At 65.3% G+C, this 24676-nt stretch carries 28 protein-coding genes; 16 read left to right on the top strand and 12 right to left on the bottom strand.

What is annotated here, in order from left to right; all coding sequences use genetic code 11:
- The first annotated feature begins 3 nt into the window (after window positions 1-3).
- The 6 genes from SGRAN_RS00460 to SGRAN_RS00435 all read left to right on the top strand — a co-directional run bounded on the left by SGRAN_RS00460 (window position 4) and on the right by SGRAN_RS00435 (window position 7256).
- The gene (locus SGRAN_RS00460) at window positions 4-399 is read left to right on the top strand and encodes a DUF3703 domain-containing protein (protein ID WP_067179743.1); all 396 of its coding nucleotides are present in this window, start codon (window positions 4-6) and stop codon (window positions 397-399) included.
- A 58-nt stretch (window positions 400-457) separates the two neighbouring features.
- Window positions 458-796 (top strand): hypothetical protein, encoded by a 339-nt coding sequence (locus SGRAN_RS00455; RefSeq protein WP_067179740.1) that lies wholly within the window; start codon window positions 458-460, stop codon window positions 794-796.
- A gap of 64 nt (window positions 797-860) precedes the next feature.
- The gene (locus SGRAN_RS00450) at window positions 861-2096 is read left to right on the top strand and encodes a TolC family protein (protein WP_067179737.1); all 1236 of its coding nucleotides are present in this window, start codon (window positions 861-863) and stop codon (window positions 2094-2096) included.
- Window positions 2093-3355 carry an efflux RND transporter periplasmic adaptor subunit gene (locus SGRAN_RS00445; protein ID WP_067179735.1) on the top strand — a complete coding sequence of 421 codons (1263 nt, stop codon included), beginning with the start codon at window positions 2093-2095 and terminating at the stop codon, window positions 3353-3355. The genes SGRAN_RS00450 and SGRAN_RS00445 overlap by 4 nt, the downstream gene beginning before the upstream one ends.
- Before the next feature lie 17 nt (window positions 3356-3372).
- Window positions 3373-6534, top strand: a complete 3162-nt coding sequence (locus tag SGRAN_RS00440; RefSeq protein ID WP_067179732.1) for an efflux RND transporter permease subunit — start codon at window positions 3373-3375, stop codon at window positions 6532-6534.
- 116 nt (window positions 6535-6650) lie between these two features.
- Window positions 6651-7256, top strand: coding sequence for a cation transporter (locus SGRAN_RS00435; RefSeq protein WP_058818126.1), 606 nt, complete (start codon window positions 6651-6653; stop codon window positions 7254-7256).
- Between the two features lie 52 nt (window positions 7257-7308).
- Here SGRAN_RS00435 and SGRAN_RS00430 read toward each other — a convergent pair whose 3' ends face one another.
- Window positions 7309-7731, bottom strand: coding sequence for a MerR family transcriptional regulator (locus tag SGRAN_RS00430; RefSeq protein ID WP_058818127.1), 423 nt, complete (start codon window positions 7729-7731; stop codon window positions 7309-7311).
- Between the two features lie 55 nt (window positions 7732-7786).
- Here SGRAN_RS00430 and SGRAN_RS00425 point away from each other — a divergent pair, with 55 nt between their 5' ends.
- The 7 genes from SGRAN_RS00425 to arsH all read left to right on the top strand — a co-directional run bounded on the left by SGRAN_RS00425 (window position 7787) and on the right by arsH (window position 13659).
- Window positions 7787-8422, top strand: a complete 636-nt coding sequence (locus SGRAN_RS00425; protein WP_058818128.1) for a cation diffusion facilitator family transporter — start codon at window positions 7787-7789, stop codon at window positions 8420-8422.
- Between the two features lie 4 nt (window positions 8423-8426).
- Window positions 8427-10379: a cytochrome c/FTR1 family iron permease gene (locus SGRAN_RS00420; protein ID WP_058818129.1), complete on the top strand. Its 1953-nt coding sequence runs from the start codon at window positions 8427-8429 to the stop codon at window positions 10377-10379.
- Between the two features lie 133 nt (window positions 10380-10512).
- Window positions 10513-10842, top strand: coding sequence for an ArsR/SmtB family transcription factor (locus SGRAN_RS00415; protein WP_058818130.1), 330 nt, complete (start codon window positions 10513-10515; stop codon window positions 10840-10842).
- A 31-nt stretch (window positions 10843-10873) separates the two neighbouring features.
- Window positions 10874-11395 carry an arsenate reductase ArsC gene (locus SGRAN_RS00410; protein ID WP_067179729.1) on the top strand — a complete coding sequence of 174 codons (522 nt, stop codon included), beginning with the start codon at window positions 10874-10876 and terminating at the stop codon, window positions 11393-11395.
- Window positions 11392-11823 carry an arsenate reductase (glutaredoxin) gene (gene arsC / locus SGRAN_RS00405; RefSeq protein ID WP_058818132.1) on the top strand — a complete coding sequence of 144 codons (432 nt, stop codon included), beginning with the start codon at window positions 11392-11394 and terminating at the stop codon, window positions 11821-11823. Before SGRAN_RS00410 ends, arsC begins: the two co-directional genes overlap by 4 nt.
- Window positions 11824-11833: 10 nt before the next feature.
- The gene (gene arsB, locus SGRAN_RS00400) at window positions 11834-12898 is read left to right on the top strand and encodes an ACR3 family arsenite efflux transporter (RefSeq protein WP_058818204.1); all 1065 of its coding nucleotides are present in this window, start codon (window positions 11834-11836) and stop codon (window positions 12896-12898) included.
- A 5-nt stretch (window positions 12899-12903) separates the two neighbouring features.
- Complete coding sequence (gene arsH, locus SGRAN_RS00395) at window positions 12904-13659, top strand: arsenical resistance protein ArsH (protein ID WP_058818133.1); 756 nt, start codon at window positions 12904-12906, stop codon at window positions 13657-13659.
- A 27-nt stretch (window positions 13660-13686) separates the two neighbouring features.
- Here the strand turns inward: arsH and SGRAN_RS00390 are convergent, their stop codons facing one another.
- From SGRAN_RS00390 to trbB, 11 genes are read right to left on the bottom strand one after another with little or no spacing between them, the layout of a single operon-like run.
- A complete protein-coding gene (locus SGRAN_RS00390) occupies window positions 13687-13908 on the bottom strand; it encodes a DUF2274 domain-containing protein (RefSeq protein ID WP_058818134.1) in 222 nt (73 codons plus the stop codon).
- Window positions 13905-15134, bottom strand: a complete 1230-nt coding sequence (locus SGRAN_RS00385; protein ID WP_082737025.1) for a TrbI/VirB10 family protein — start codon at window positions 15132-15134, stop codon at window positions 13905-13907. Before SGRAN_RS00385 ends, SGRAN_RS00390 begins: the two co-directional genes overlap by 4 nt.
- Window positions 15131-15946 carry a P-type conjugative transfer protein TrbG gene (trbG, locus tag SGRAN_RS00380; RefSeq protein ID WP_404950431.1) on the bottom strand — a complete coding sequence of 272 codons (816 nt, stop codon included), beginning with the start codon at window positions 15944-15946 and terminating at the stop codon, window positions 15131-15133. The genes SGRAN_RS00385 and trbG overlap by 4 nt, the downstream gene beginning before the upstream one ends.
- Window positions 15947-15963: 17 nt before the next feature.
- Complete coding sequence (trbF, locus tag SGRAN_RS00375) at window positions 15964-16647, bottom strand: conjugal transfer protein TrbF (protein WP_067186758.1); 684 nt, start codon at window positions 16645-16647, stop codon at window positions 15964-15966.
- Window positions 16648-16651: 4 nt separating this feature from the next.
- Window positions 16652-17932, bottom strand: coding sequence for a P-type conjugative transfer protein TrbL (gene trbL, locus SGRAN_RS00370; protein ID WP_067179726.1), 1281 nt, complete (start codon window positions 17930-17932; stop codon window positions 16652-16654).
- On the bottom strand, window positions 17929-18180 hold the full coding sequence (trbK-alt, locus tag SGRAN_RS00365; RefSeq protein ID WP_053555697.1) for a putative entry exclusion protein TrbK-alt: 252 nt from the start codon (window positions 18178-18180) through the stop codon (window positions 17929-17931). Before trbK-alt ends, trbL begins: the two co-directional genes overlap by 4 nt.
- A 1-nt stretch (window position 18181) precedes the next feature.
- Window positions 18182-18898 carry a P-type conjugative transfer protein TrbJ gene (gene trbJ / locus SGRAN_RS00360; RefSeq protein WP_067186756.1) on the bottom strand — a complete coding sequence of 239 codons (717 nt, stop codon included), beginning with the start codon at window positions 18896-18898 and terminating at the stop codon, window positions 18182-18184.
- Between the two features lie 6 nt (window positions 18899-18904).
- Window positions 18905-21340 (bottom strand): conjugal transfer protein TrbE, encoded by a 2436-nt coding sequence (gene trbE / locus SGRAN_RS00355; protein ID WP_067179723.1) that lies wholly within the window; start codon window positions 21338-21340, stop codon window positions 18905-18907.
- Window positions 21337-21606, bottom strand: a complete 270-nt coding sequence (locus SGRAN_RS00350; protein WP_053555699.1) for a VirB3 family type IV secretion system protein — start codon at window positions 21604-21606, stop codon at window positions 21337-21339. Before SGRAN_RS00350 ends, trbE begins: the two co-directional genes overlap by 4 nt.
- On the bottom strand, window positions 21606-21938 hold the full coding sequence (locus SGRAN_RS00345) for a TrbC/VirB2 family protein (RefSeq protein ID WP_053555700.1): 333 nt from the start codon (window positions 21936-21938) through the stop codon (window positions 21606-21608). Before SGRAN_RS00345 ends, SGRAN_RS00350 begins: the two co-directional genes overlap by 1 nt.
- Window positions 21935-22915 carry a P-type conjugative transfer ATPase TrbB gene (gene trbB, locus SGRAN_RS00340; RefSeq protein ID WP_067179720.1) on the bottom strand — a complete coding sequence of 327 codons (981 nt, stop codon included), beginning with the start codon at window positions 22913-22915 and terminating at the stop codon, window positions 21935-21937. The genes SGRAN_RS00345 and trbB overlap by 4 nt, the downstream gene beginning before the upstream one ends.
- A gap of 220 nt (window positions 22916-23135) precedes the next feature.
- On the opposite strand from trbB, the gene SGRAN_RS00335 reads away from it, so the two are divergent.
- The 3 genes from SGRAN_RS00335 to SGRAN_RS22870 all read left to right on the top strand — a co-directional run bounded on the left by SGRAN_RS00335 (window position 23136) and on the right by SGRAN_RS22870 (window position 24563).
- Window positions 23136-23654: a LuxR C-terminal-related transcriptional regulator gene (locus SGRAN_RS00335; RefSeq protein WP_053555702.1), complete on the top strand. Its 519-nt coding sequence runs from the start codon at window positions 23136-23138 to the stop codon at window positions 23652-23654.
- A gap of 61 nt (window positions 23655-23715) precedes the next feature.
- Window positions 23716-24048: a hypothetical protein gene (locus tag SGRAN_RS00330; protein WP_053555703.1), complete on the top strand. Its 333-nt coding sequence runs from the start codon at window positions 23716-23718 to the stop codon at window positions 24046-24048.
- A gap of 41 nt (window positions 24049-24089) precedes the next feature.
- Window positions 24090-24563: a hypothetical protein gene (locus tag SGRAN_RS22870; protein ID WP_058818143.1), complete on the top strand. Its 474-nt coding sequence runs from the start codon at window positions 24090-24092 to the stop codon at window positions 24561-24563.
- Window positions 24564-24676: the final 113 nt, after the last annotated feature.

Genomic DNA, 24676 nt, shown 5'->3' with positions numbered 1-24676 from the left:
AGCATGATCACGTCGACTGCCAAGCCGCTGACCCGGACCATCGTCGCGCCGCTCCTGCGCGACCAATATCGCCTTTTCCGCGAATCAAGCCGAACCGGCGATGAAGCCGCCGCGTGGCGGGCGCTGGAATGGGAACATATATTGAGCCAGCCCTATATGGGCGCGCATCTGGCCTCGCACTGGCACATGTTCCGCTATGCGATCGAACTCGGCGATAGCCGCGAAGCCGCCGGTCAGGTAGTGCGGTTCCTGCTCGTGCCGCTAGGCTCGCTGACCGGCCGGCTCCCGGCCGGTAACAACGGCCGCGCGCGAGTGAGCGCCTTCGATCCGATGCCGATGCCGGAGGGCCTGGCGGTACTGATCGAGGCGGCCCGGTCGGCGGCCGAACGCGACGCCTGAAAGGGCTGATCCGGTTTTGGACTTCCGGAACAAGCCATTCGCTGTTAGGGGCGCGACCATGGCCGCCGCTCCCCTTCGCCTGTTGCTTGTGTTCATCCTGCTGCTCAGCGGGCTTCACAATGCTGCGCCGGCGATGGCGGGCATGACGCACCATGCGACGGATTCGCATCTTTCGCACCATGTCGAGCCGGGCCATGCGTCGGACAAGGACACGCAAAAAGGTCAGCAGGACGCCGACCTCCACGGCAGTCACCATAATTGCCCGGTCGCATCCGATCAGGCCCTTTCGGGTCATGACGATCTGCCCTTTTTTTCCGGCGGCCTGCACTTCGCGCTGCCCGCGATGCGCCTCGCTTCGCGCGCCCTCGCGCCTCCCCTGAACCCTCCCCTCGCCTGAACGACGCCTGCCGCGCGGCCCTTCCCGGCCTGCGCTCAGTCGAACCGTTCAGGAGTGATCATTTATGCATATCCATATGCGCGCCGCCCTGTTGGCCGGGGCTGCGCTGCTGGCGGGGTCCGTGTGGGCCCAGCCGCTAACGCTCGACCAGGCGGTCGAGCGGGCCATCGCTGCATCGCCAGAGCTTAGAGCCGGCGAAGCGGGGGTCGACGCCGCGCGCGCCGGCCAACTGCAAGCTCGCGTCCGACCCAATCCGACCGTGTCGGTCGACATGGAAAATGGAGTCGGGACGGGCGGCTACGGCCTGTTCCGGCAATCGGAACTCACCGTCACCTATTCGCAGCCGCTCGAACGCGGCGGAAAGCGGGAGGCGCGGATGGCGCTTGCCGAACGCGGGGTCGTTCTCGCCGAGGCGCAGTGGCGGCTCGTCCGGCTCGATATCGCCCAGGAAGTGCAGCGCGCCTATATCGACGTCCAGATCGCCGAGCAGATGGTCTGGATCGCAGAGGATCGCGTCAAACTCGAAAAGGAGATGCGCACCGAAGCGATCCGGCGCATGCGCGGCTACAAGGATCCGCTCTTCGTCGAGACCCGCGCCGATGCCCGCATTCTCGAAGCCGAGCTGGCACTGAAGGAAGCCCAAGCCAAACGGCAGTCCGCAAGAGCATTGCTCGTATCCTTCTGGGGCGGCGCTCCCGACAGCCTCGTTATCGCCGAGGGTATCGAGAAGCCCGATCCGCGCGATCCGCCGCTGGCCGAAGCCGATGCCGCGGTGTTCGACGCCGCCGTCAATCGCGCCCGGGCACAGGTTGTCGTCGAGCAAAGCCGCGCGCACCAGGACTATACGGTGTCGGGCGGCACTCGCTTCCTTCGCGAGACCAATGATGTCGCCGTTCTCGGCGGAATCTCGATCCCGCTCGGACGCTTCGACCGCAACCAGGGCAATATCGCCCGGGCGCAGGCCGAACGGCGGCAGCTCGAATTCCAGTCCGAGGCGAGCCGCCTCGAACGACTGCGGCGCCTCGCGTCGCTGCGCGCCGATGCCGACGCCGCACGGGTGCGGGCCGAGGGCATCATGAACGACGTCTATCCCAAGGCGGTGAAGACGCTCGGTCAGGTGCGCGAAGGCTATGCCCGCGGCGGCTTCCTGTTCGCCGATGTGCAGGATGCCGCCGACGTCATCATCCAGATCCAGGGTCAGTGGGCCGAGGCCATGACGCGCTACCGCGATTTGCTCGCGGAAATCGATCGCCTGACCGGCCGCTTCGATGCGGCTCCCCTTGCGGAGAATATTCCATGAAGAAGTTTCCATTTCCCGCCGCTGCAGCGGCGCTGTTCCTTGCCGTCCCGCTCGCTGCCTGCGGCGGCGGAGCCGAAGGCGAAGACAAACATGCAGAAGGTGAGAGCCACGCCGAGGGCGAAGGCGAAGAAGACGCCGAGGGCCCGAATGGCGGCAAATTGCTCAAAAATGGCGATTTCGCTGTCGAAATCACGATTTTCGAGAATGGCACCGAGCCGCAGTTCCGAGTTTTTGCGACCCGGGACGGGAAGCCGGTCGATCCCAAGGAAGTCCAGCTCGCGATCACGCTCACGCGGCTTGGCGGCGACGTCGATCGCTTCACCTTCCGCCCGCAGGGCAAGTTCCTGGCAGGGCAAGGCGTCGTTACCGAACCGCACAGCTTCGATGTCGAAGTCGTCGCGGTGACTGGCGGCAAACGCCACGTCTGGAAATATGCCAACCCTGAGGGCCGCACGCGGATCGCGGCCGACGCCGCCAAGGCCGGCGGCATCGAGACCGCCGTCGTCGGACCGGCGACGGTCGGCGAGAGGCGCGAACTCTATGGCACTGTCCAATTGTCGCCAACGGCCCGTTCCGAAATTCGCGGTCAATTCCCCGGCCGCGTCGTCTCGGTCACAAAGGCGGTGGGCGACACGGTTCGCCGCGGCGAACTTCTCGCACGCATTGAATCGAGCGAAAGCCTCCAGGTCTATCCGGTGCATGCGACGGTCGGCGGGGTCGTTGCCGAGCGCAACGCCAACCCCGGCGATGTCACCGACGGGCGGGCGCTCTACGTCATCACCGATCCCGCGCAGACGACGGTCGTCTTCAACATCTTCCCCCGTGACCTCGCGATTATCCGTCCGGGCATGCGGGTGACGGTCGAGACGCAGGACGGCGCCGAGATCGCGACCGCGCCACTCGAGCAGTTCCTGCCCGACGGCAATGTCGAGGCGGGCACTGCGCTCATCCGCGCGACCATCCCCAACCGCTCGGGAACGCTGCGCCCCGGCATGGCCTTGCGCGGCCGCGTGATGGTCAACCCCGTCACCGTGCCGCTGGCCGTGCGTACCGAGGCGATCCAGCCCTTCCGCGACTTCAAGGTGGTCTATGCCAATTTCGGGCAGGACTATGAGGTCCGCATGCTGAAACTCGGCCGTTCGTCGCCCGAATGGACCGAGGTCCTGTCGGGCATCAAGCCCGGCACCGCCTATGTCACCAAGGGCAGTTTCCTCGTTCGCGCCGACATCGAAAAGTCCGGCGCGGGCCACGACCATTGATCGGGGAGCAGGATAATATGCTAGCCAGAACCATAGGCTTTTCGATCCGGCAACGATGGCTCGTCCTCGCGGTCGTCGCGCTCCTGTGCGCGATCGGCGCGTGGAGCGCGACCAAATTGCCCATCGACGCCGTTCCCGACATCACCAACGTCCAGGTCCAGATCAATACCAAGGCTGAAGGCTATTCGCCGCTCGAAGCCGAGCAGCGGATCACCTACCCGATTGAGACCGCGATCGCGGGCATCCCCAACCTCAACTATACCAGGTCGATCTCGCGCTACGGCCTGAGTCAGGTCACGGTCGTTTTCGAGGACGGGACCGACATCTATTTCGCGCGCCAGCAGGTCAACGAGCGGCTCCAGGCCGCAAAGGGGCAGCTGCCGCCCGGTATGGCGCCCGAAATGGGGCCGATTTCCACCGGCCTCGGCGAGATCTTCATGTTCTCGATCGAAGCCGAACCGGGCGCACGAAAGCCGGATGGCGCGCCCTACACGGCGGAAGACCTCCGAACGATGTCCGACTGGGTCATCCGGCCGCAGATGCGCACGATCCCGGGGGTCGCCGAGATCAACACGATCGGCGGCTATGCCCGCCAATATCATGTGACCCCCTATCCGGCCTCGCTCGCTTCGCTCAATCTCTCGCTCAACGATGTCGTCACCGCGCTGGAGGCCAATAATGCAAATCGCGGCGCCGGCTATGTCGAGCGCAGCGGCGAACAGATATTGATCCGGGTGCCGGGGCAGGCGAACAATGAGCGCGACCTGTCGCAGATCATCGTCGCCACCCGCGGCGGCGTTCCGATCCGGATCGCCGACGTCGCCGATGTCGCGATCGGTTCGGGCCTTCGCACGGGCGCGGCGACTGAGAATGGCAAGGAGGTCGTCCTCGCAACGGTCTCGATGCTGATCGGACAAAATCCGCGCGTGGTGGCGCAGGCCTCGGCCGAACGCCTCGTCGAAGCGTCGCGTGCTTTGCCGAAGGGTGTTGTCGCGAAGCCGCTCTATGATCGCACCGCGCTCGTCGAACGGACGATTTCGACGGTGCAGAAGAATCTCGCCGAGGGCGCGCTGCTCGTCATCGTGATCCTCTTCCTGCTGCTCGGCAATTTCCGGGCGGCGCTGATCACGGCGGCGGTTATTCCCGTTGCCATGCTGATGACGCTGACGGGCATGCTCCAGACGCGGACATCGGTGAACCTCATGAGCCTCGGCGCGCTCGACTTCGGCCTCATCGTCGACGGGGCCGTCATCATCGTCGAAAATTGTCTTCGCAGGCTTGGCGAGGCACAGCACAGGCTCGGACGGCTGCTCGATCGCGACGAACGCTTCGGCCTCGTTGCCTCGGCGAGCGCCGAAGTGATCAAGCCGAGCATCTTCGGCATCATCATCATCACCGCGGTCTATCTGCCGATCTTCGCGCTCGAAGGCGTCGAAGGAAAGACCTTCCACCCGATGGCGATCACGGTCGTCCTCGCGCTGACCGCTGCTCTTCTCCTGTCGCTCACCCTGGTTCCGGCCGCGGTGGCGCTCTTCGTTACCGGCAAGGTCGAGGAGAAGGAGAATTGGCTGATGCGCGGTCTCGGCAAGGGCTATCGTCCGATGCTCGACCGCGTCCTGAATTGGCCGAAGGCGGCGCTTTCGGGTGCGCTGCTGCTCGTCGCGCTCAGCGGCGTGGCGGCGACGAGTCTCGGGTCCGAGTTCATCCCGGACCTCGACGAAGGCGATATCGCGATGCACGCGATGCGCATTCCGGGAACGAGCCTGACCCAGTCGATCGCGATGCAGGAGGCGCTGGAGAAGAGGATCAGGCAGTTCCCCGAAGTCGAGCGGGTGTTCGCGAAGATCGGCACGCCCGAGGTCGCGACCGATCCGATGCCACCGTCGGTCGCCGACAATTTCATCATGCTCAAGGATCGGAAGGAGTGGCCCGAGCCCAGAAAGCCGCGCGACCAGCTCGTCGCCGAGCTCAACAAGGCGGTAAACGAAGTGCCGGGGAACAATTACGAGTTCACCCAGCCGGTGAAGATGCGGATGAATGAACTGATCGCCGGCGTTCGCGCCGACGTCGCGATCAAGCTGTTCGGCGACGATCTCGATCAACTGCTCGAATCGGGGCGGGCGATCGAGGAGGTGGCCGGCGGGATCGCGGGCGCGCAGGACGTGAAGCTCGAACAGGTCACCGGCCTGCCGATGCTTTCGGTCACGCCCGATCGCGACAAGCTTGCGCGCTATGGCGTGAGCATGGAGACGGTCCAGGATGCGGTTTCGACCGCGACTGGCGGGCGGCAGGCGGGCGAGCTCTTCGAGGGCGACCGGCGTTTCGACGTCGTCGTCCGGCTTCCCGAGGCCATTCGCACCGACCTCGCGTCGCTCGGCAATCTCCCCGTTGCGCTTCCGGCCGGCGGCTTCGTGCCGCTTTCGGAGCTTGCGGAGATATCGCTCGCGGCGGGGCCGAACCAGATCAGCCGCGAGAATGGCAAACGCCGCGCGGTGATCACGGCGAATGTCCGTGGTCGCGATCTCGGCTCGTTCATCGACGAACTGACCCAGAAGGTCGAAGCCGATGTCGTGCTGCCCGACGGTTATTATATAGAATATGGCGGGACGTTCGAGCAGCTCCAGTCGGCGACCGAGCGCCTCCAGATCGTGGTGCCGCTCGTTCTGCTGCTGATCTTCGGCCTCTTGTTCATGCTGTTCGGGTCGGTTCGCGATGCGGCCATCGTCTTCTCGGGCGTGCCGCTGGCGCTGACGGGAGGGGTCGCGGCGCTGGCGCTTCGCGACATTCCGCTCTCCATCTCGGCGGGCGTCGGGTTCATCGCACTCTCCGGGGTCGCGGTGCTCAACGGCGTGGTGATGCTATCCTTCATCAAGGATCTTCGCGAACGCGGAAAGGCGCTCGTCGATGCAATCCGCGAGGGCGCGCTGACCCGCCTCAGGCCGGTGATGATGACCGCGCTGGTTGCGTCGCTCGGCTTCGTACCGATGGCGCTCAATGTCGGGGCAGGATCCGAGGTGCAACGGCCGCTGGCGACCGTGGTCATCGGCGGGATCATCTCATCGACGATCCTGACGCTGCTCGTCCTGCCCGCGCTGTACCTCATGGTCCACAGTCGCAGCGCGAAGATCGAAGAAGAGGAAGTCGCCGGGCCGCGGCGTGAGCCCGGCCTTGCGACCTGAAGCCAGGCCCTCACGGTTTGCTGCAGCGCTTGGGCGCAAGCGGCCGGCCGCGAACAGGGGCGGAACCCTGAGGGGTTCCGCCTCCTTTTAGGGATGCTTGGTATGAGGAGTGTGAAATGATAGACAAGACAGGCAGCACCGACCGCGAAAAGCAGACCCTCCAGATCGTTCTTTTCCTGAACGCGGCGATCGCCATCGCCTTTCTCATAACCGGCGCGCTGGGAGATTCGAGCGCCCTCATCGCGAATGGCCTCGACAATTTATCGGACGCGGCGGTCTATGCCCTGAGCCTTGTCGCACTAAGCCATGGCATCAAATGGAAGACCCGCGCGGCTACAGCGTCGGGCGTTATGCTATTGATCTTCGCGGCCGGCGTCCTGTTCGATGTCGGGCGGCGCTACTTTCAGGGTAGCGAACCGATCGGCGCTACGATGATGATCATGTCGGCGGTCGCGGCGGTGGTGAACTATGCCTGCCTGAAGCTGCTTCAGCGCATTCAGAATCCCGACGTCAACCTTCGTGCGGCAACGACCTTCAGCTTCAACGACTTCGTTTCGAACGGCGGCATCCTGATCGCCGGCGTCCTCGTCTGGTGGCTCGGCACGAACTGGCCCGACTTGCTCGTCGGGTTCGCCACTGCGCTGATTGCCATCAAGGGCGGCATCGAAATTCTGCGCGATGCCCGAAAGGAGACTCGCGGCGCCGCAAGCGACGACCCCTGAATTTGAGAAATAACAAGGTGAAGACCGAATGATGAGTGCGAGGAAACCACCGCTAGACCGCGGACGGCAGCGTCGCCTCGATCGCCTCAATCACCCGGCAATCGGCTATGCGGCCGCCCTCACAGAGCTGGACGATCCGGGCGAGTTCTGCGCGAAGGCGCACCATGCGTTCCAGACGCTCGTCGACGTCGAGCAAATGTCGCGCCGCCAGAGCGCGAACCTCGGCGCAGTCCTGCTCGGGTCCTGCCGCGAGGGCTTTCAGTGAACGAATTTCGTCGATCGAAAATCCCAGCCCCCTCGCACTCCGGATAAACGCCAGGCGCCTGACATCCTCGGGACCATAGCTGCGACGTCCGGAGGCGGTGCGCGCCGCCGGTGGTAGAAGCCCGATGTCCTCGTAGAAGCGGATTGTATTGACCTTCGTACCCGTCCGGCTCGCCAGCGCTCCGATGGGAAGTCCTACCTCACGGCCCATATGCACCTCAGAAATGCCTTGCTTCTACAGCTACTGGAGAATGTAGGACAATGCGATGAGCGAAAGCAACGACAGTAACTGTGGCTGTACGGGCGATACCGTGCGTGCCGAGCGTGATCCCGCCTATCGACGGGCGCTCTGGATCGTGGTGATACTCAACCTCGGTTTCGGTGTGTGCGAAATCATCGGCGGCTTCATCGCCAACAGTCAGGCCCTCAAAGCGGATTCGCTCGACTTCATCGGCGACGGTTCGATCACTTTGGTGGGATTACTGGCGCTGGGATGGTCTGCTGCAAGCCGTGCACGGATCGCGCTAACCCAGGGACTGTTCCTCGGTGCGCTCGGGCTGGGAGTGATTGCCTTTGCCGTGGCGCGGGCCTTAAATGCCGAGCCACCCGAAGCCGAACTCATGGGCGTCATCGGCATAGTCGCCTTGGCCGTGAACGTGACCGCGGCGCTGGTTCTCTCGCGATTTCGGGACGGCGATGCCAATGTGCGGGCCATCTGGCTGTTCAGCCGAAACGATGCGATCGCGAATATCGCCGTCATCGTCGCGGCCATATTGGTCGGCTGGACGGGCAGCGCCTGGCCCGATCTTCTGGTGGCGGGCGTCATCGCCCTTCTCTTCCTGCATTCGGCCACGGAGATCGTGCGCAATGCACGCGCCGAGCTGCGCCCTTCGCAGGCATAGCAAAATGAGGGCATATTCCACGCTTCGGCGCGCTGCGGCAATCTTGCTTGCCATGCTGGTGCTGCTTCCGGCCGTGGCACGCGCCGACACGACGTCGGTGCAGACTACCTGGCGCCTGCTCGATTATGTCGCGGTGGACTATGGCGGTGCGGTACATGACGGCCGGGTCATCAGCCAGGCAGAATATGCCGAAATGCTCGAGTTCACCGATTCGGCCGCCGCGAATATTGCAGCGCTGCCACCCAAAGGCGCACGTGCGCAATTGGTGGCTGACGCGAAGCGGCTGAAGGCAGCCGTTGTCGCCAAGGAAAGCCCACGAGAAGTCGCACGGCAGGCCCGTTCGGTCGCAGCGGCGTTGCTCAACGCCTATCCGGTGCCACTTGCGCCGGCGCGCAGCCCAGATCTTGCGAGGGGCGCTACTCTCTATGGGCAGAATTGCGCATCGTGCCACGGCATGTCGGGCGATGGCCGCGGCCCCGATGCAGCCAGGCTCGATCCACCGCCGATCGCCTTTTCCGATGCTGCGCGCGCTCGCGAACGCAGCGTCTTCGGGCTTTACCAAGTGATCGAGCAAGGCCTCGACGGCACGGCAATGCAAAGTTTCGCCGACCTTCCTGCCGCCGATCGCTGGGCCCTCGCCTTCTACAGCGGCCGCTTCGCTTTCCGTGATACGACGCAGGGCGAGCGGATCTGGCAATCCGACGCTGGTGTGCGCCGCCTGGTGCCTGACATGCCTACGCTGACGGCAATGACGCCGGCGGCGCTCGGTGCGAAGATCGGACAACCGGAGGCCGACGCCGTGATGGCCTATCTCAGGGCTAATCCGCAGGCCGTCACGGGGTCGGGGGCTGGGTCGCTGGCGCTGGCGCGGGAACGGCTCGAGCAGAGCTTCGCTGCATATGCTGCGGGGAAGAGGCAGCAAGCCGGAGAACTTGCGTTGTCCGCTTATCTCGACGGGTTCGAACCCCTGGAACCGCTCCTCGCGTCGCGTGATGGCGCCCTGATGGCGCGGATCGAGACGGCGATGGGGGCAGTGCGCGCGGCCATCCAGAAGGGCGCGCCCGTCGCCGAGGTACGCCACGAGATTTCGGCGCTCGACACGCTCTTCACCGATGCCGAGCAGGTGCTCGCCCCCGAACAGGCGAGCAGCACGTCGGCCTTTGTCGGCGCCCTGACGATCTTGCTGCGTGAGGGCCTGGAGGCACTCCTCGTCGTCATCGCGATCGTCGCCTTCCTGCGAAAGGCCGAGCGCCCGGAGGCGCTGCGTTATGTGCATGCCGGCTGGGTTGCGGCCCTTGCCGCAGGGGGCCTGACTTGGGCGCTCGCGACCTATGCCATCGGAGTCAGCGGGGCGAGCCGCGAATTGACCGAGGGCTTCGGATCCTTGCTCGCGGCTGTCATTCTCCTGTCGGTCGGCATCTGGATGCACGGAAAGTCTCAGGCCGACCAATGGCAGCGCTATATTCACGCAAAGCTGAGCGCGGCGCTCTCGAAACGCTCGTCCTGGTTCCTGTTCGGGCTCGCCTTCCTGGCCGTCTATCGCGAGGTGTTCGAGACCATCCTGTTTTATGCGGCGCTGGCATCGCAGGGCAGTGGCGGGGCTGTCTTCGGCGGCTTCGTGACCGGCCTTGTCCTGCTGGCCGTCATCGCCTGGGCGATGCTCCGCTACAGTCAGCGGCTGCCAATCGGCAAATTCTTTTCGTATAGCTCTGCCCTCATGGCGGTGCTCGCCGCCGTACTGGCGGGCAAGGGAACGGCGGCGCTGCAGGAGGCAGGCATGCTCTCGGTAACGCCCGTGAGCGGCTGGCCTCGAGTAACGCTCCTGGGTATCTATCCGACGCTGCAGGTCATCCTCATGCAAGCCGCCGCGCTGGTCATCATAATCCTTGGCTTCTGGTATAATCGCCGGGCCATCGAAGCCGGGCGGCCTGCCAAAGCCGGCAATCAGTCTGCGTAGAATTGCGACACCCGACCGGTTGCCAACCCGCCCACATCCGCGTCATAGGCCGATTGTGGGCCTCGCCGAACCGACCCATCGCATATTCCCGATACAAATTGACAGACATGAACATATCGGATAATCCCGATGCATGCAAATTGATGCCGCCTTGTCCGCCCTCGCCGCTCTGGCGCATCCCACCCGCCTCGATGCCTTTCGCTTGATCGTCCAGAATGAGCCCGAAGGGCTATCGACGGGACAGCTCGTCGAAGCGTCGGGGCTCAATCAGAGTAGTTTTTCGACGCACCTCGCGGTTCTGGTGAAGGCGGGCTTGGTGATACCGGAAAAGCGCGGCCGGCAGATCATCCAACGAGCGGATATCGACGCACTTCGCGGCCTGATGCTCTTCCTCGCAAAAGACTGCTGCCAAGGACGCGCTGAACTGTGTGAGCCGCTGCTCGCCGAACTTGCCTGCTGCTGATCGGCCCATTCAGCGCTTGAGGGAGAAGTCGATGACCGACAAGATTTATAATGTGCTGTTCCTTTGTACCGGCAACAGCGCCCGCTCGATTCTAGCCGAAGCTCTGCTGAACCGCATGGGCCAGGGGCGGTTCCGTGCCTATAGCGCCGGGAGCTTTCCCAAAGACAAGGTCCATGCACAGACGCTCGCGCTTCTCGATGAGCTCGGGTTCGAGACCGAGGGTCTGCGCTCGAAAAGCTGGGACGAATTCTCGGGCCCGGACGCGCCCAAACTCGATTTCATCTTCACCGTCTGCGACAATGCCGCCGGCGAGACCTGTCCGGCCTGGCCCGGCAAGCCGATGACCGCGCACTGGGGGATCGAAGATCCCGCCGCGGTCGAAGGCCCGGGCCAGCGCGAAGCTTTCGAACGTGCGCTGCACTATCTCTCGAACCGGATTTCGCTCTTCCTCGCGCTCCCGCACGAAAGCATCGACGAGATGGCAATGGCGCGCAGGTTGAAGGAAATCGGCGGCATCGAGGGCGCGACTGGCGAGCGGGAGACAGGCGCATGACCGCCGACATCATTATCTATCACAATCCCGAGTGCGGGACGTCGCGCAACACGCTCGCGCTCATTCGCAACGCCGGCATCGAACCGCATGTCGTCGAATATCTGAAGACACCGCCGTCGCGAGCCCTGCTCGAGCGGCTGATCGAGCGCGCCGGTATCACGCCGCGCGAGCTCCTCCGCGAAAAAGGCACGCCCTATGCGGAACTCGGCCTAGGCAACCCCGATCTCACCGATGGCGCACTCATTGATGCAATGATGGCGCATCCGGTCCTCATCAATCGCCCGCTCGTCGTCACATCGCTCGGGGTGAAGCTCTGCCGCCCGTCCGAAGCGGTGCTCGACATCATCCCTGCCCGCCAGCTTGGCGCCTTCGCCAAGGAAGACGGTGAACAGGTGGTCGATGCCGGCGGCAACCGCGTCCATGCCTGAGGGGATCATCATGATTGCCGCAAAGCGTGAACGCCTGTCCTTCCTCGATCGCTATCTGACACTCTGGATCTTCCTTGCAATGGCGCTCGGCGTCCTCTTGGGATCGCTTTTCAAGGACCTCCCCGCTGCGATCGACGCGATGTCGATCGGAACGACGAATATCCCGATCGCCATCGGGCTCATTTTGATGATGTATCCGCCGCTTGCACGCGTGCGCTATGACGAGCTGCCGCGCGTGTTCGAAGACAAGCGCGTCCTAGCCATCTCGCTGATCCAGAACTGGATCATCGGGCCGGTGCTGATGTTCGCGCTCGCGGTCGTCTTCCTCGCGGACAAGCCTGAATATATGACTGGCCTGATCCTGATCGGTCTCGCGCGCTGCATCGCAATGGTGATCGTGTGGAACCAGCTCGCAAAGGGCGACAATCAATATGTCGCTGCGCTCGTCGCGTTCAATTCGATCTTTCAGATCCTCTTCTTCAGCGTCTATGCCTGGTTTTTCCTCACGGTCCTGCCGCCGCTCTTCGGCCTCGAAGGCAGCGTCATCGACGTCAGCTTCTGGACGATCGCCGAGGCGGTGCTCATCTATCTCGGCATCCCGTTTATGGCAGGATATCTCACCCGCAAATGGCTCGCCAGCGCCAAGGGCAACGACTGGTACGAGACGCACTTCCTGCCGAGGATCGCGCCGATCACCCTCGTCGCACTGCTCTTCACCATCGTCGCGATGTTCAGCCTCAAGGGCGGCGAGATCGTCACCATCCCCGGCGACGTCATCCGGATCGCGATCCCGCTGACCATCTATTTCGTCGTGCAGTTCCTCATCAGCTTCTGGATGGGCAAGCTGATCGAGGCTGATTATCCACGCACGACCGCGGTCGCCTTCACCGCCGCGGGCAATAATTTCGAGCTCGCGATCGCGGTCGCGATCGCCGCCTTCGGCCTCGCCTCGCCGGTCGCCTTCGCGGCGGTCATCGGCCCGCTTGTCGAAGTGCCGGTCCTCATCCTCCTCGTCAGCGTCGCATTCCGCCTCGGACGTCGCTGGTTCCCGGCGAGCGTTCCTTCACAAGTCTGAGTATCATGACAGAACAGACCCACAGCCGCCTGCGCGCGCTCTCCGACGCAGACCATTTTCCCGCATTGAGCCCCGAATATCTCCACGCACAGCCGGCGTTTGGTCTGGGGCCGCTCGATCCCGCGCCGCGCATCCTTCTTCTGTACGGATCGCTGCGCGAGCGCTCCTACTCGCGCCTCGTTGTCGAGGAAACGGCGCGTCTGCTCCAGCTTTTCGGCTGCGAGACCCGCATCTTCGATCCTTCCGACCTGCCACTGCCCGACCTCATCGCCGATGACGATCATCCCGCGGTCGAGGAACTACGCCAGCATTCGCTCTGGTCAGATGGCCAGGTCTGGTGCAGCCCCGAGCGCCACGGCCAGATCACCGGCATAATGAAAGCGCAGATCGATCACCTGCCGCTCGCCTATAGAGGTCTGCGTCCCACGCAGGGCCGCACTCTCGCCGTGATGCAGGTCTCGGCGGGATCGCAGTCGTTCAACAGCGTCAACACGCTGCGCATCCTCGGCCGCTGGATGCGGATGATCACCATCCCCAACCAGTCGAGCGTTGCCAAAGCTTATGCGGAGTTCGACGAGGCAGGCCGCATGCTGGCGTCGAGCTATTATGACCGGATTGTCGATGTTGCCGAGGAGCTGGTGCGGTTCACCGTGCTGACGCGCGGCCACGCCGACCAGCTTGTCGATCGCTATTCGGAGCGCAGGGATCGCAACGCCCCTATCCTGACACCCGCACAGCTGGCCAAATTGCCGGGGGCGTGATGTCTTGTGGCCGCGAACTGGTGCCGATCAGGATCGACGCCGCAGCTTGCCGAATTCGCGGTCACCGCTCATGAAGCGCTCGATCATCGGGGCAATCAGCCGCTCCGCCGGCAAAGGCTCGGGGAGCCCATTGGCCCTGGCATGGATGCGGGCATAGTCTGCAAGATCGCGCATAATGCCTCCCGACAGTTCAACCGTGACCTTGACCGGCCGATCCTCGGCGATGGGTCCGAGCCGCAGCTTGCTCATCGGGATTCGCCGCTGAAAAGCGGCTCCAGCACCAGGTCACGGGTCACGATGACCCGAAACGCGAAACCGGGGCGGATGGTGATGGTCGGCGGTATAGCGAGTTGCCGTTCGACGATCTGCCGGCCGGTCTGACCGATCGAATCCTGCGATCCCGACCGGATCGCACGAACGAGCCGATCGTCGTCGTCCGCTCCGAGCTCGGCGCCGACACCGAGCAGCGTCGATATGAGCGCAGCCTTGAACATATGGCCCCAATGATAGTCGGTGCGATCCGCCAGCCCCGCCATTCCGCCGGCATCCGCTCCGGGGAGCCGGCCAAGTGCGATCGAGCGACCGCCGGGAAAGGTCAGCCGATCCCACGCGAGCAGCACGCGATTCTGCCCCGCCACGATCTCGCTGTCATATTCTCCGACCAGGCGCGCGCCTTGGGGAATCAGGAGAATGCGTCCCGTCGGACTGTCATAGATATTCTGCGTCACCTGCGCTGTGATCTGGCCCGGAAGATCGGAACGGATGCCGGTGATCAGCGCCGCCGGAATGATATTCCCGGCCTGCACGACATAGGGCGAAGCGAGCGGGACGATGCGTTCGCCGCTGTCCGTCCGGCGCGGACCATCTGCCCTCAGAAAGGGACGAGCCGGGGCTTCTGCGCCCGGCGGAATGATCGCCTGTACCGCGGGCGGCGCAGGTTGTTCCGCGGTACTGGCCGAGGCGCTGCCTCCCCCGCTCGCCAGGAAAAGATTGCTGGAACGCGCCGCGTCGCTTTCCTGGATCCGGCGCTCACGCGCCTGATCCACCGCCCGCTGTCGTGGATCGGCCGGCGGTGGAACAGCCGCCATGGGCGGCGGCGTTACCATCTCACCTCCCCTCTGCGCCGAAACGATCGGCCGCCCGAGGTCACCGGGAAGCGGCGGCCCGAGTTTCGGAACCGCGCCATAATCCGCGGGCGCGCCCGTAATGACGTCCGAGCGGTTGGGGCGATCGGTTTCATAGACATTCTCGCGGGGGTCGGGTTCCGGCGTCCGCAGCGCCCAGAGCAGCGCCCCCGCGATCGCCAAGCCCGCCGTACCACCGATGATCGCGAGCGTGCGCCGTGAGAGGCGCATGACGGATGGCATTTCGCCCTCGAGCCGGAACCCGTCGGGACTGGGCGGCGCGACGGCGCGTTCCGCAGCCCCGGGTTCGGTGGCCAGCTCTGCCTTCTCCTCCCGTTCCGGCACGCTCATGACCGCCCCCGACGGCGCTTGTCGTCGCGCTCGATCCGTATCTTTTTCGCGCCACGCCCGCTGCCGAGCCGCAGTTCGGCGCGCTCGAACAGGCGGTCGACGATGAGGAACCGGCCTCGCACGCGGTAGTTGACGAGCTCCGCACCATCCTTGTCGCCGAGCACGAAGAGCGGGGGCATATCGCCCTCGGCAATGCCGTCGCCAAACTCGACGAACAATTGGCGACCGTCGTCGAAGATGCGCAGCGGGCGCCAGGGCACCTTGTCGCCGCTGATCCGATAACCAAAATTGAGCGCCGCAAAGTCGATGCCGCCCGCAACGGGAGCAGCGCGCTCCCGCTCGGTTTCGGCCGCTCGCAATGCGATCAGCTCATCGGCCGGGTAGGACCAGCTGACCGCCGCCATATAGGTCGCAGGCGTTGCACGCAGTTCGAGATGATAGGTGCGGCGGTTGGTGTTGATGACCAGGTTCGTCATGATGTCGGGGCGGGTCGGCTTGACGAGAATATGAACGCGCCGCGACACACCGGCGCCGCTCAGCGTGTCGCCGATGATCCAGCGGACCGTATCGCCGGCGGCGACTGGTCCGGGTCCGACGAGCTCTTCGCCTTCTTGGAGCGCGATGTCGGTGACCTGCCCCGGGGCTGTATAAATCTGGAACAGCGCGCCGTCGGCCCAGGCATATTTCTGGATCGCGTTGAGAAATGTAGCACGGTCCGGCTGGACGCGCGCCGCGTCATTGGCCCGGCCGACCTGCATCTTGACGTCGGAGGGCGCGGCAACCGCGGGAAATGCGAGCGCGGCTGCGGTCACAAGAAAGATAAAACGCGTCACTGGCTGAGCTCCTTCGACCAATTTACGGCGGTGACAAAAATTCCGAGCGGGTTGCGCCGCAAAGCATCGGGGGTGCGGGGCGGCTGAACCATCACGGTGACGATCGCCGACCAGCGCGACGTCTCGAGAAGGCTGCCGTCCTGATAGCGGCGCTCGGTCCAGGCGATACGAAAGCTGTCCTTGGAGGCCCGGATCACGCTCGACACATCGACCGCGACCTGTCGTTTGCCGATCTCCGCGAAGGGATCGTTCAGCCTCGCATATTCATTTAGCGCCTGCGCGCCGCTCGCCGTGGTGAAATCATAGGCGCTGAGCCAGTCCTTGCGCAGCACCACCGGGTCGGCCGGGATCGACCGGACATGCTCGATGAAGCGCGCGAGATGGAAGGCGATCTGCGGATCGGTCGGCGACCAGTCGGCGTCCGCGGGCGCGACGGCCCTTGCCTCGCCGAGCTTGTCGACCTCGACCACCCAGGGCGTGATCGTGCCGCGCAGCGACTGCCAGACCAGAGCCGAAGCGAGGCCGCCCGAGAGAAGCAGGGTGCCGAAAAAGGCGAGCCGCCAATTCTTCGCCTGGACGCGCGCCGAGCCGATGCGATCGTCCCAGACCTGCGTCGCGCGCTGATGCGGCGTGACCGGGACGGGCGAGATCCCATAATGATTGGAGGGCCTGCGGAAAATCATATCAATCCCTTTCGCTGATGTCAGGTGCGGAGCCAGCGCCGTGGCTATCGCCGCCCTTCAGGGTCTGCGCGCCGACCATCGCGCCCTGCGCGACCGCCTGCCGCTGCCGCATCGCGGTCGCCCACGCGGGCGGCGTGCCGGCAGCAGGTGCCGGCCCGGCCTTCGCCGCCTGACCCGCGCGGCCGGCCGCAAATTGCTCGCGGGTCCGCTCGGCGGCACGCCGAAGCGGGGACGCCGCAGCGCTCGCCGCCGAGCGCGCGACACTGGCGAGACCCGCACCGACCGCCTGCGCCCCGCTCTTCCCGGCCGCGCCTGCGGCGTAGGAGGCCGATGCGCTGCCCGCAGTGCGGGTAGCGCCAGCCGCAGCGCCGCGCGCAAAGGTGGCGGCGGCACCGGTGGCCAGCGTCGCACCCGCCGCGCCCGCGGCGAGCGTGGCGCCGGCGGCGACGGCCGTGCCGGCCGCAGCGCCTGCGCCGAGCTGGGGACCGCCCGCGACGATGCCATTGGCGATCGAAGGACCGAAGATACCGAGACCCAGCAATGTGAGCGCGCCAAGCGCGATCGCCATCACCTGCTCGATGTCGGGCTCGGCGCCAATCTGGGCACCCATGAAGCGATCGAAGAGAGTCGTGCCGATCCCGGTGATGACGGCGAGCACCAGCACCTTGATGCCGGAGGAGACGATATGGCCAAGGACGCGCTCCGCCATGAAGGCGGTGCGGCCGAAAAAGGCGAAAGGGATCAGAACGAAGCCCGCGAGCGTGACGAGCTTGAACTCGAGGATCGTCACGAAGACCTGCACCGCGAGGATGAAGAAGGCGAGGACGACGATCACCCAGGCGATGAGCAGGATCAATATCTGCACGAAGTTCGTGAAGAGCCCGATAGGCCCCAATAGGTCCTTGCTCGCATCGAGAAGCGGCTCCGCGGCATCGAGGCCCGTCGCCGCAACGACGCCCGGGCGCATGAAGTCGCCGATCGCCATGGCGCCGCCGCTTGCCTTCAGCCCGAGACCGGCAAAGCTTTCGAGCATGATTGTCGCAAGGCTCTGGAAATTACCGATGATGAACGCGAAGACGCCAATATAGAGCGTCTTCTTGACGAGGCGCTGAAGGACATCCTCGTCGGCGCCCCACGCCCAGAATAGCGCGGCGATCGTCACGTCGATGACGATGAGCGTCGTCGACAGGAACCCGACTTCGCCGCCGAGCAGCCCGAAGCCGCTGTCGATATAGGTCGAAAAGACCGACAGAAATTGGTCGATCACGCCCGTGTCGTTCATCGCTCGTTCCTCCGCTCACCGAAAAACCGGCGACGCTTCGCTTCCCATACCGCTTCGCAATCGGGGTCGGCCGTCGTGATGGTCCGGCAGCGGCGAAGCCCATCGTCCGGCGCCGGGTGTGCGTCCGCCCCGGAGACCTGGGGGGCGGACGCACGAGGCGCGGGCGGCAGGGTCACGGCGACGAGCGCGAGCGTCATGGCGATTCCGCCCAGCACTGCCGCGCCGGCGATCCTGGCCGCCCGGCCCATCTCAATTGCCTTTGCGGAAGCGGCGGAAGCGCTCGCGTCCTTCGGCTTCGGCAGCCGCCGCGCGGGCGGCATCGAGCATCTGCGCCCGCCCCTGCGCGGCGATCGCAGCGGCAAGATCGCCGAGTTGCTGCGACTGGAGCGCGAGCAGCTGATTGCCCGCCTGTGCCGCCTGGAGGGCGCCGGTCGCGGACTGGCTCGCGGTCACCAGCGTCGTAATCGAGCGGCGCGCATCGCCCATATTGCCGACGACGCCCGCCTGGACCTTCATCGCATCCTGGAAAGCACCGACGCTGTCGTTCCAGCGCGCTTCGGCATTGGCGACCATTTCCGCCTGCGTGCCCGTCAGCGCGCCGCCCTTGTAGCGCGCGTCGAACGCCTTCTGGATGTCGCCGACATCGAAAGCGACCCGCTGCGCTTCGCCGAGCAGGGCGCGGGTCCGGTCGACCTGACCTTGCAGCTCCTCGAGCGTCGAAACGGGCAGGCCCGACAGGTTGCGTGCCTCGTTCGCCAGCGACGTCGCCTGATTCTGCAGCTGCTTGATCTGATTGTTGATCTGTTCGAGCGTGCGCGCGGCGGTCAGGATGTTCTGGGCGTAGTTGCGGGGATCGTGGACGATCCCGCCCATCTGGGCCGCGGCCGGGGCGGACACGGCCGCAGCCGTGATGCCGAACCCGGTGACGAGCAGCGCGGCGGCACAATGGAAAATCGGCGTCTTCATGGTCATTCACTCCTTCAGGGTGGAAGATTCGAGATTGGCGAGGAGATCGGCCGCCCAGTCGAGGCGGCGCTCACGCAGCCAGGCGGCGGCAAAGCCATCACCGCCATGTTCGGCGACGAGTTCGCCGATGCGGATCTGGTCGGTCTTGGAAGACGCGGCGGTGAAGGCGAGCGCGATCTCGCCGAGGCCCAGTTCGAACAGCCGGTTTCCGCGGCGCGACTGGCAATAATAGTCTCGCTTCGGGGTAGACCGGCTCAATATCTCGATCTGCCGGTCGTTGAGGCCGAAGCGCTCATAGACCCGCGCGATCTGCGGCTCGGCGGCGCGCTCGTTGGGAAGGAATATCCGCGTCGGGCAGCTTTCGATGATCGCGGGAGCAATGCTCGAACTTTCGATGTCGGCCAGACTCTGCGTCGCGAAGATGACGCTCGCATTCTTCTTGCGCAGCGTTTTCAGCCATTCGCGCAGCTGCGCGGCGAAGGCGGGGCTGTCGAGGATAAGCCAGCCCTCGTCGATGATGATCAGGGTCGGCGAGCCATCGAGCCGCTGCCCGATGCGGTGAAAGAGATAGGCGAGCACGGCGGGGGCCGAGGCGGCGCCGACGAGCCCCTCGGTCTCGAGCGCCTGCACACGCGCGTCGCCGAGGCGTTCGACCTCCGCGTCGAGGAGGCGTCCCCAGGGTCCGCCGACCAGATAGGGCGCCAGCGCCTGTTTGAGCTCCTGCGATTGCAGCAGGACCGCGAGCCCGGTCAGCGTCCGCTCCGCGACCGGCGCGGTCGCCAGCGACGTCAGCGCCGACCAGAGATGCTCCTTCGCGGCCGGATCGACCGCCACGCCTTCGCCCGCGAGGAGCGCGGCCAGCCATTCGGCGGCCCACGCGCGTTCGCCCGCCTCGTCGATGCGCGCGAGCGGCTGCAGCGCGACGCCGCCGCCGTCATCCTGCAGGGCGCCGCCCAGATCCTGCCAGTCGCCGCCCATGGCGAGCGTCGCAGCGCGGATCGAGCCGCCGAAGTCGAAGGCGAAAATCTGGCTGCCCTCATAGCGCCGGAACTGCAGCGCCATCAGTGCGAGGAGCACCGACTTGCCGGCGCCCGTCGGGCCGACGACGAGGCTGTGGCCGACGTCGCCGACATGAAGAGTGAGGCGGAACGGAGTCGAGCCTTCGGTCTTGCCGTAGAGCAAGGGGGCATCACCGAAATGCTCGTCCCGTTCCGCCCCCGCCCACACCGCTGACAAGGGTATGAGGTGGGCGAGATTGAGCGTCGAAATGGGAGGCTGGCGGACATTGGCATAGACATGGCCGGGGAGGCTCCCAAGCCAGGCCTCGACCCCGTTCATGCCCTCGACGGTGCAGGTGAAGTCGCGGCCCTGGATGACCTTCTCGGCGAGCCGCAGCTTTTCGGCCGCGATGGCGGGATCCTTGTCCCAGACGGTGAGCGTCGCGGTCACATAGGCGATGCCTGCATGATCGGCGCCGAGTTCCTGCAATGCCATATCGGCGTCGGCAGCCTTGTTCGAGGCGTCCGAGTCCATGAGCACCGAGGCCTCGTTGGTCATCACTTCCTTGAGGATCGCGGCGACCGATTTGCGCTTGGCGAACCACTGCCGCCGGATTTTGGTCAGCAGCTTCGTCGCGTCGGTCTTGTCGAGCATGATCGCGCGCGTCGACCAGCGATAGGCGAAAGCGAGCCGGTTGAGCTCGTCGAGCAGGCCCGGCCAGGTCGCGGTCGGAAAGCCGGTGATCGTCAGCGTGCGGAGATGATGCTCGCCGAGCCGCGGCGTGAGCCCGCCGACGAGCGGCTGGTCGGTCAGCAGCGCGTCGAGGTAGACGGGTGTCTCGGGGACGCGGACGCGTTGCCGATTGGTCGAGACGCAGCTGTGGAGATAGGTGAGTGTCTCGCCGTCGCCCAGCCATTCGGCCTCGGGAACGAAGCCTTCGATCAGATGGAGGAGCCGCCCGCTGCGGTCGACAAAGCCTTTCAGCAGTTCTTTCGGATCGACGTCCGCCTCCGAGCGCCCCTCATAAAGCCAGGCTTCCGCACGCGCGACCTCTTCCGCGGGCGGCATCCAGAGCAGGGTCAGATAATAGAAGCTTTCGAAATGCGTGCCTTCCTCGCGGAACTGCTCGCGGCGCTCGACATCGACCAGCGCCGAGACGGCGTCGGGGAAATCCGAGACCGGATAGGATATCGCGGGAACACGCTGCGCCTCGACGAAGACCGCCCAGCCCGAGCCGAGCCGCCGCAGCGCATTGTTCAGCCGCGCGGTCACCGAGACGAGTTCGGCCGGGGTCGCGCTGTCGAGGTCGGGACCGCGAAAGCGCGCAGTGCGCTGGAAGGAGCCATCCTTGTTGAGGACGACGCCCTCGGCGACGAGCGCCACCCAGGGAAGATAGTCGGCGAGGGAAGCGGATTTGGTGCGATATTCGGCGAGGTTCATCATGGGCGCATCCAGACAGGAAATTTGAGGTGGCGGCGGGCGACGTCGACGAACTGCGGGTCGTGCCGCGCCGCCCAAACCGAAAGGGCATGGCCGATCGCCCAGAGGGCAAGGCCGGCGATCCAGAGCCGAAGGCCAAGCCCGATCGCGCCGGCGAGGGTGCCGTTGACGATCGCAAGGCTGCGCGGCGCGCCGCCGAGCAGGATCGGCTCGGCGAGCGCGCGGTGGACCGGCGCGAAGAAACCCGGAATGTCGGCCTCCTGTGCCATCAGACGAGCGCCCCGCCGCCGAAGGAGAAGAAGGAGAGGAAAAAGCTCGACGCCGCGAAGGCGATCGACAGGCCGAAGACGATCTGGACCAGCCGGCGGAATCCGCCCGAGGTATCGCCGAAGGCAAGGCTCAGGCCGGTGACGATGATGATGATCACCGCGACGATCTTGGCGACCGGACCCTCGATGCTCTCGAGGATCGACTGGAGCGGCGCTTCCCAGGGCATTGACGAGCCGCCCGCATGGGCCGGAACAGCGGCGATCATCGCGACGACGATCGCGGTCGAAGTGAGCATGGCGCGTCGGGCGCCATGCCGGGCGGCACGGATCATGAGCTTTCTCCTTCTTGTTGGTGCGGGACAAGGCGATATGCGCCGGTGGCGGGATCGAGCCCTTCGACCCGCGCCAGTTCGGACAGGCGCCGGCCGGTCCCGTCGCGGACGAGGACGGCAACAAGGTCGATGGTTTCGGCAAGCAGCGCGCGCGGCGCGGTGACGACCGCCTCCTGGATGAGTTGCTCCATGCGGCGGAGCGCCCCGAGCGCGCTTCCGGCGTGGATCGTACCGATCCCGCCCGGATGCCCCGTCCCCCAGGCCTTCAGCAGATCGAGCGCTTCGGGGCCGCGCACCTCGCCGATCGGAATGCGATCGGGCCGGAGGCGGAGTGACGAGCGCACGAGGTCGGTGAGCGATGCAATCCCGTCCTTGGTGCGCATGGCGACGACATTGCGCGCGGCGCACTGCAACTCGCGAATATCCTCGATGAGGATGATCCGGTCATCGGTGCCGGCGATCTCGGCGAGCAGCGCGTTGGCGAGCGTCGTCTTGCCGGTTCCGGTGCCGCCGGCGACGAGAATGTTCATCCGCCCGGCGACCGCATGCCGCAGCGCGGCGGCGGCAGCCGGCGCCATGATGCGCGCGTCCACATAGTCGTCGAGTGTGAAAACGGCGGCCGCCGGCTTGCGGATGGCAAAGGCCGGAGCGATCACCACGGGCGGCAGCAATCCCTCGAACCGCTCGCCGCCGCCGGGCAGTTCGGCCGATACGCGCGGACTTCCGGGATGAACTTCGGCGCCGACATGATGCGCGACGAGGCGGATGATGCGTTCGCCATCGGCGGTGCTCAGCCAGGTGCCGCTATCCGCGATGCCCTCGCCGAGCCGGTCGACCCAGAGGCGGCCGTCCGGATTGAGCATGATCTCGACGACTTGCGGGTCGGCAAGCCAACCGGCGATCGCCGCTCCGAATGCGGTCTGCAACATGCGCGCGCTGCGATTTCGCGCTTCGAGCCGGATCGGTTCTGCTGCCATGGGAGGACCCCGTTTCGCGGCGCCGGACCGGAGTGTCCGTGCGACGGGGCCGAGTAAGAGACGCAGGGATTGCCCCAATTCAACAAGCTTTTGAGCGCGTCGCAGCGTGGCGTTGAAAGACAGGCTATGGCGTAGGCGCCGTCATCGCGAACGAGCGGCCGCGCCCCCGCGAATCACCCCCGGGGCTTGTGCCGGAGGCAATTTTGACAAGAGTGTGAACATGAGTGATTCGAGGTCGCACACATTTGAGGACGCCGAACGCTGGGCGCGCCTCACCGACAAGCAGCGGGCCTGTCTCGATCTCCTGATCGAGCGACAGACCTCGAAGCAGATCGCGCGGCAGCTCGGAATCGCCAAGCCCACGGTCGATCTCCGGCTGACCAAGGCGCGCGACATATTGGGGACGGCGAACCGCGACGAGACCGCGATCGTCTATGCCCGTCTCAAACAGACCTATGACCGGATCACATGCGATCCGATCGACCTTCCGCCGCCACCCACGCTCGTGCCATCCCACTTCCCGGACGGAGGCCCGGCCGACGCGATGGCGCTGAACGACAGTGTCCTGGCGGCGGACGGGCCGATGGAGGCCAGCCCGCCGTTCAGGGATTTCTGGAGGCATGACCATGCCCGGACAAGGCGAGCGCTGATCATGGCGGCCATGCTGGTCGCACTGGTCCTGCTCATCTTATCGGGGCTCGCCATCGCCCAGGCGCTGACGACGCTGATCTCCGGCTGATCCCTTTCACTTGTGCCCAAGCAATCGCCGGATCGCCCCGCTTTCCGGAAAAGGAGAAGTCATGTCCAAGGAAATCAGTTTTGCAGCAGCTCGTCTCGAGCGCGACGTCGCGGCTGCGGAAGGCAGGGTCGACGATGCCCTCATCGCGGTATCCTCGCTGACGACAAGTGTCGTGACCGCACGCCGCGATATCATCGGCGTGCCGGCCACCAGCGGCCATGCGACGATCCGGCGGCTCGCTAAGGCGCAGATGGCGCTGGTCGATGTGAGCGGCGACATTCTTCGCGTCCATGGCGATCTCGTGCAAATCGGACGCGAGACGGCGGGCTATGACCTCCATGAATGCCCGGCGATCGCCGGTGCGGTTTCCGAGCATCTTCCGGCGGCCGCCTGACTCCGATTGACCCGGAGCAGCCAGCATGAAAGGTTCGGGCGATGCGCATGGCATTTTTCCTCGCTTTCTTGCTGGTTGCTCTTGGCTATGCGGCCTGGCGCGGGGGCGGACCCGAACGCGCGATGGCCGCGATCGCGCTGACCATGGTGGGAGCGGACAAGATGCTCCACGCTTTCGTACCGGTCGAATTCGCATCGCTGGACACGGGGCATCTCGCGATCGACCTGTTTGGTGCGACCGCAACCACCCTGCTCGCGCTTTTTGCGCATCGCTTCTGGCCCATGTGCGTCGCGGTGCTCCATATACTCCCGCTCCTCGCGCACACGAGCCGGTTCCTCGATGTGGAGATACATCCAGCGGCTTATCTGACGATGCAGGTCGCGACCTCGTGGCTGGTTCCGCCGATCCTCATCCTCGCAACCTGGCGGCACCAGCGACGCCTGGCGCGCGGCGACAGCGAGCCGTCCTGGTACATCTCGTCGCGTCGATCGATCCCGAGAACAGCCAATCGATAGCCGAAACGCTACTTGCCGAGTTTCATAGTCTCGATCGCATCTGGTCGCGGTCACCCGAGGCGCTGGCGCGAATTCTGGGCAAGCAGAGTCCGGTCATAGGCCTTCTGCTTGCC

This window comes from Sphingopyxis granuli, from assembly GCF_001559015.1.
GTDB lineage: Bacteria > Pseudomonadota > Alphaproteobacteria > Sphingomonadales > Sphingomonadaceae > Sphingopyxis > Sphingopyxis granuli.
The sequence above is the reverse complement of the archived record's forward strand: the minus strand, read 5'-3'. Positions and strand labels throughout refer to the sequence as shown.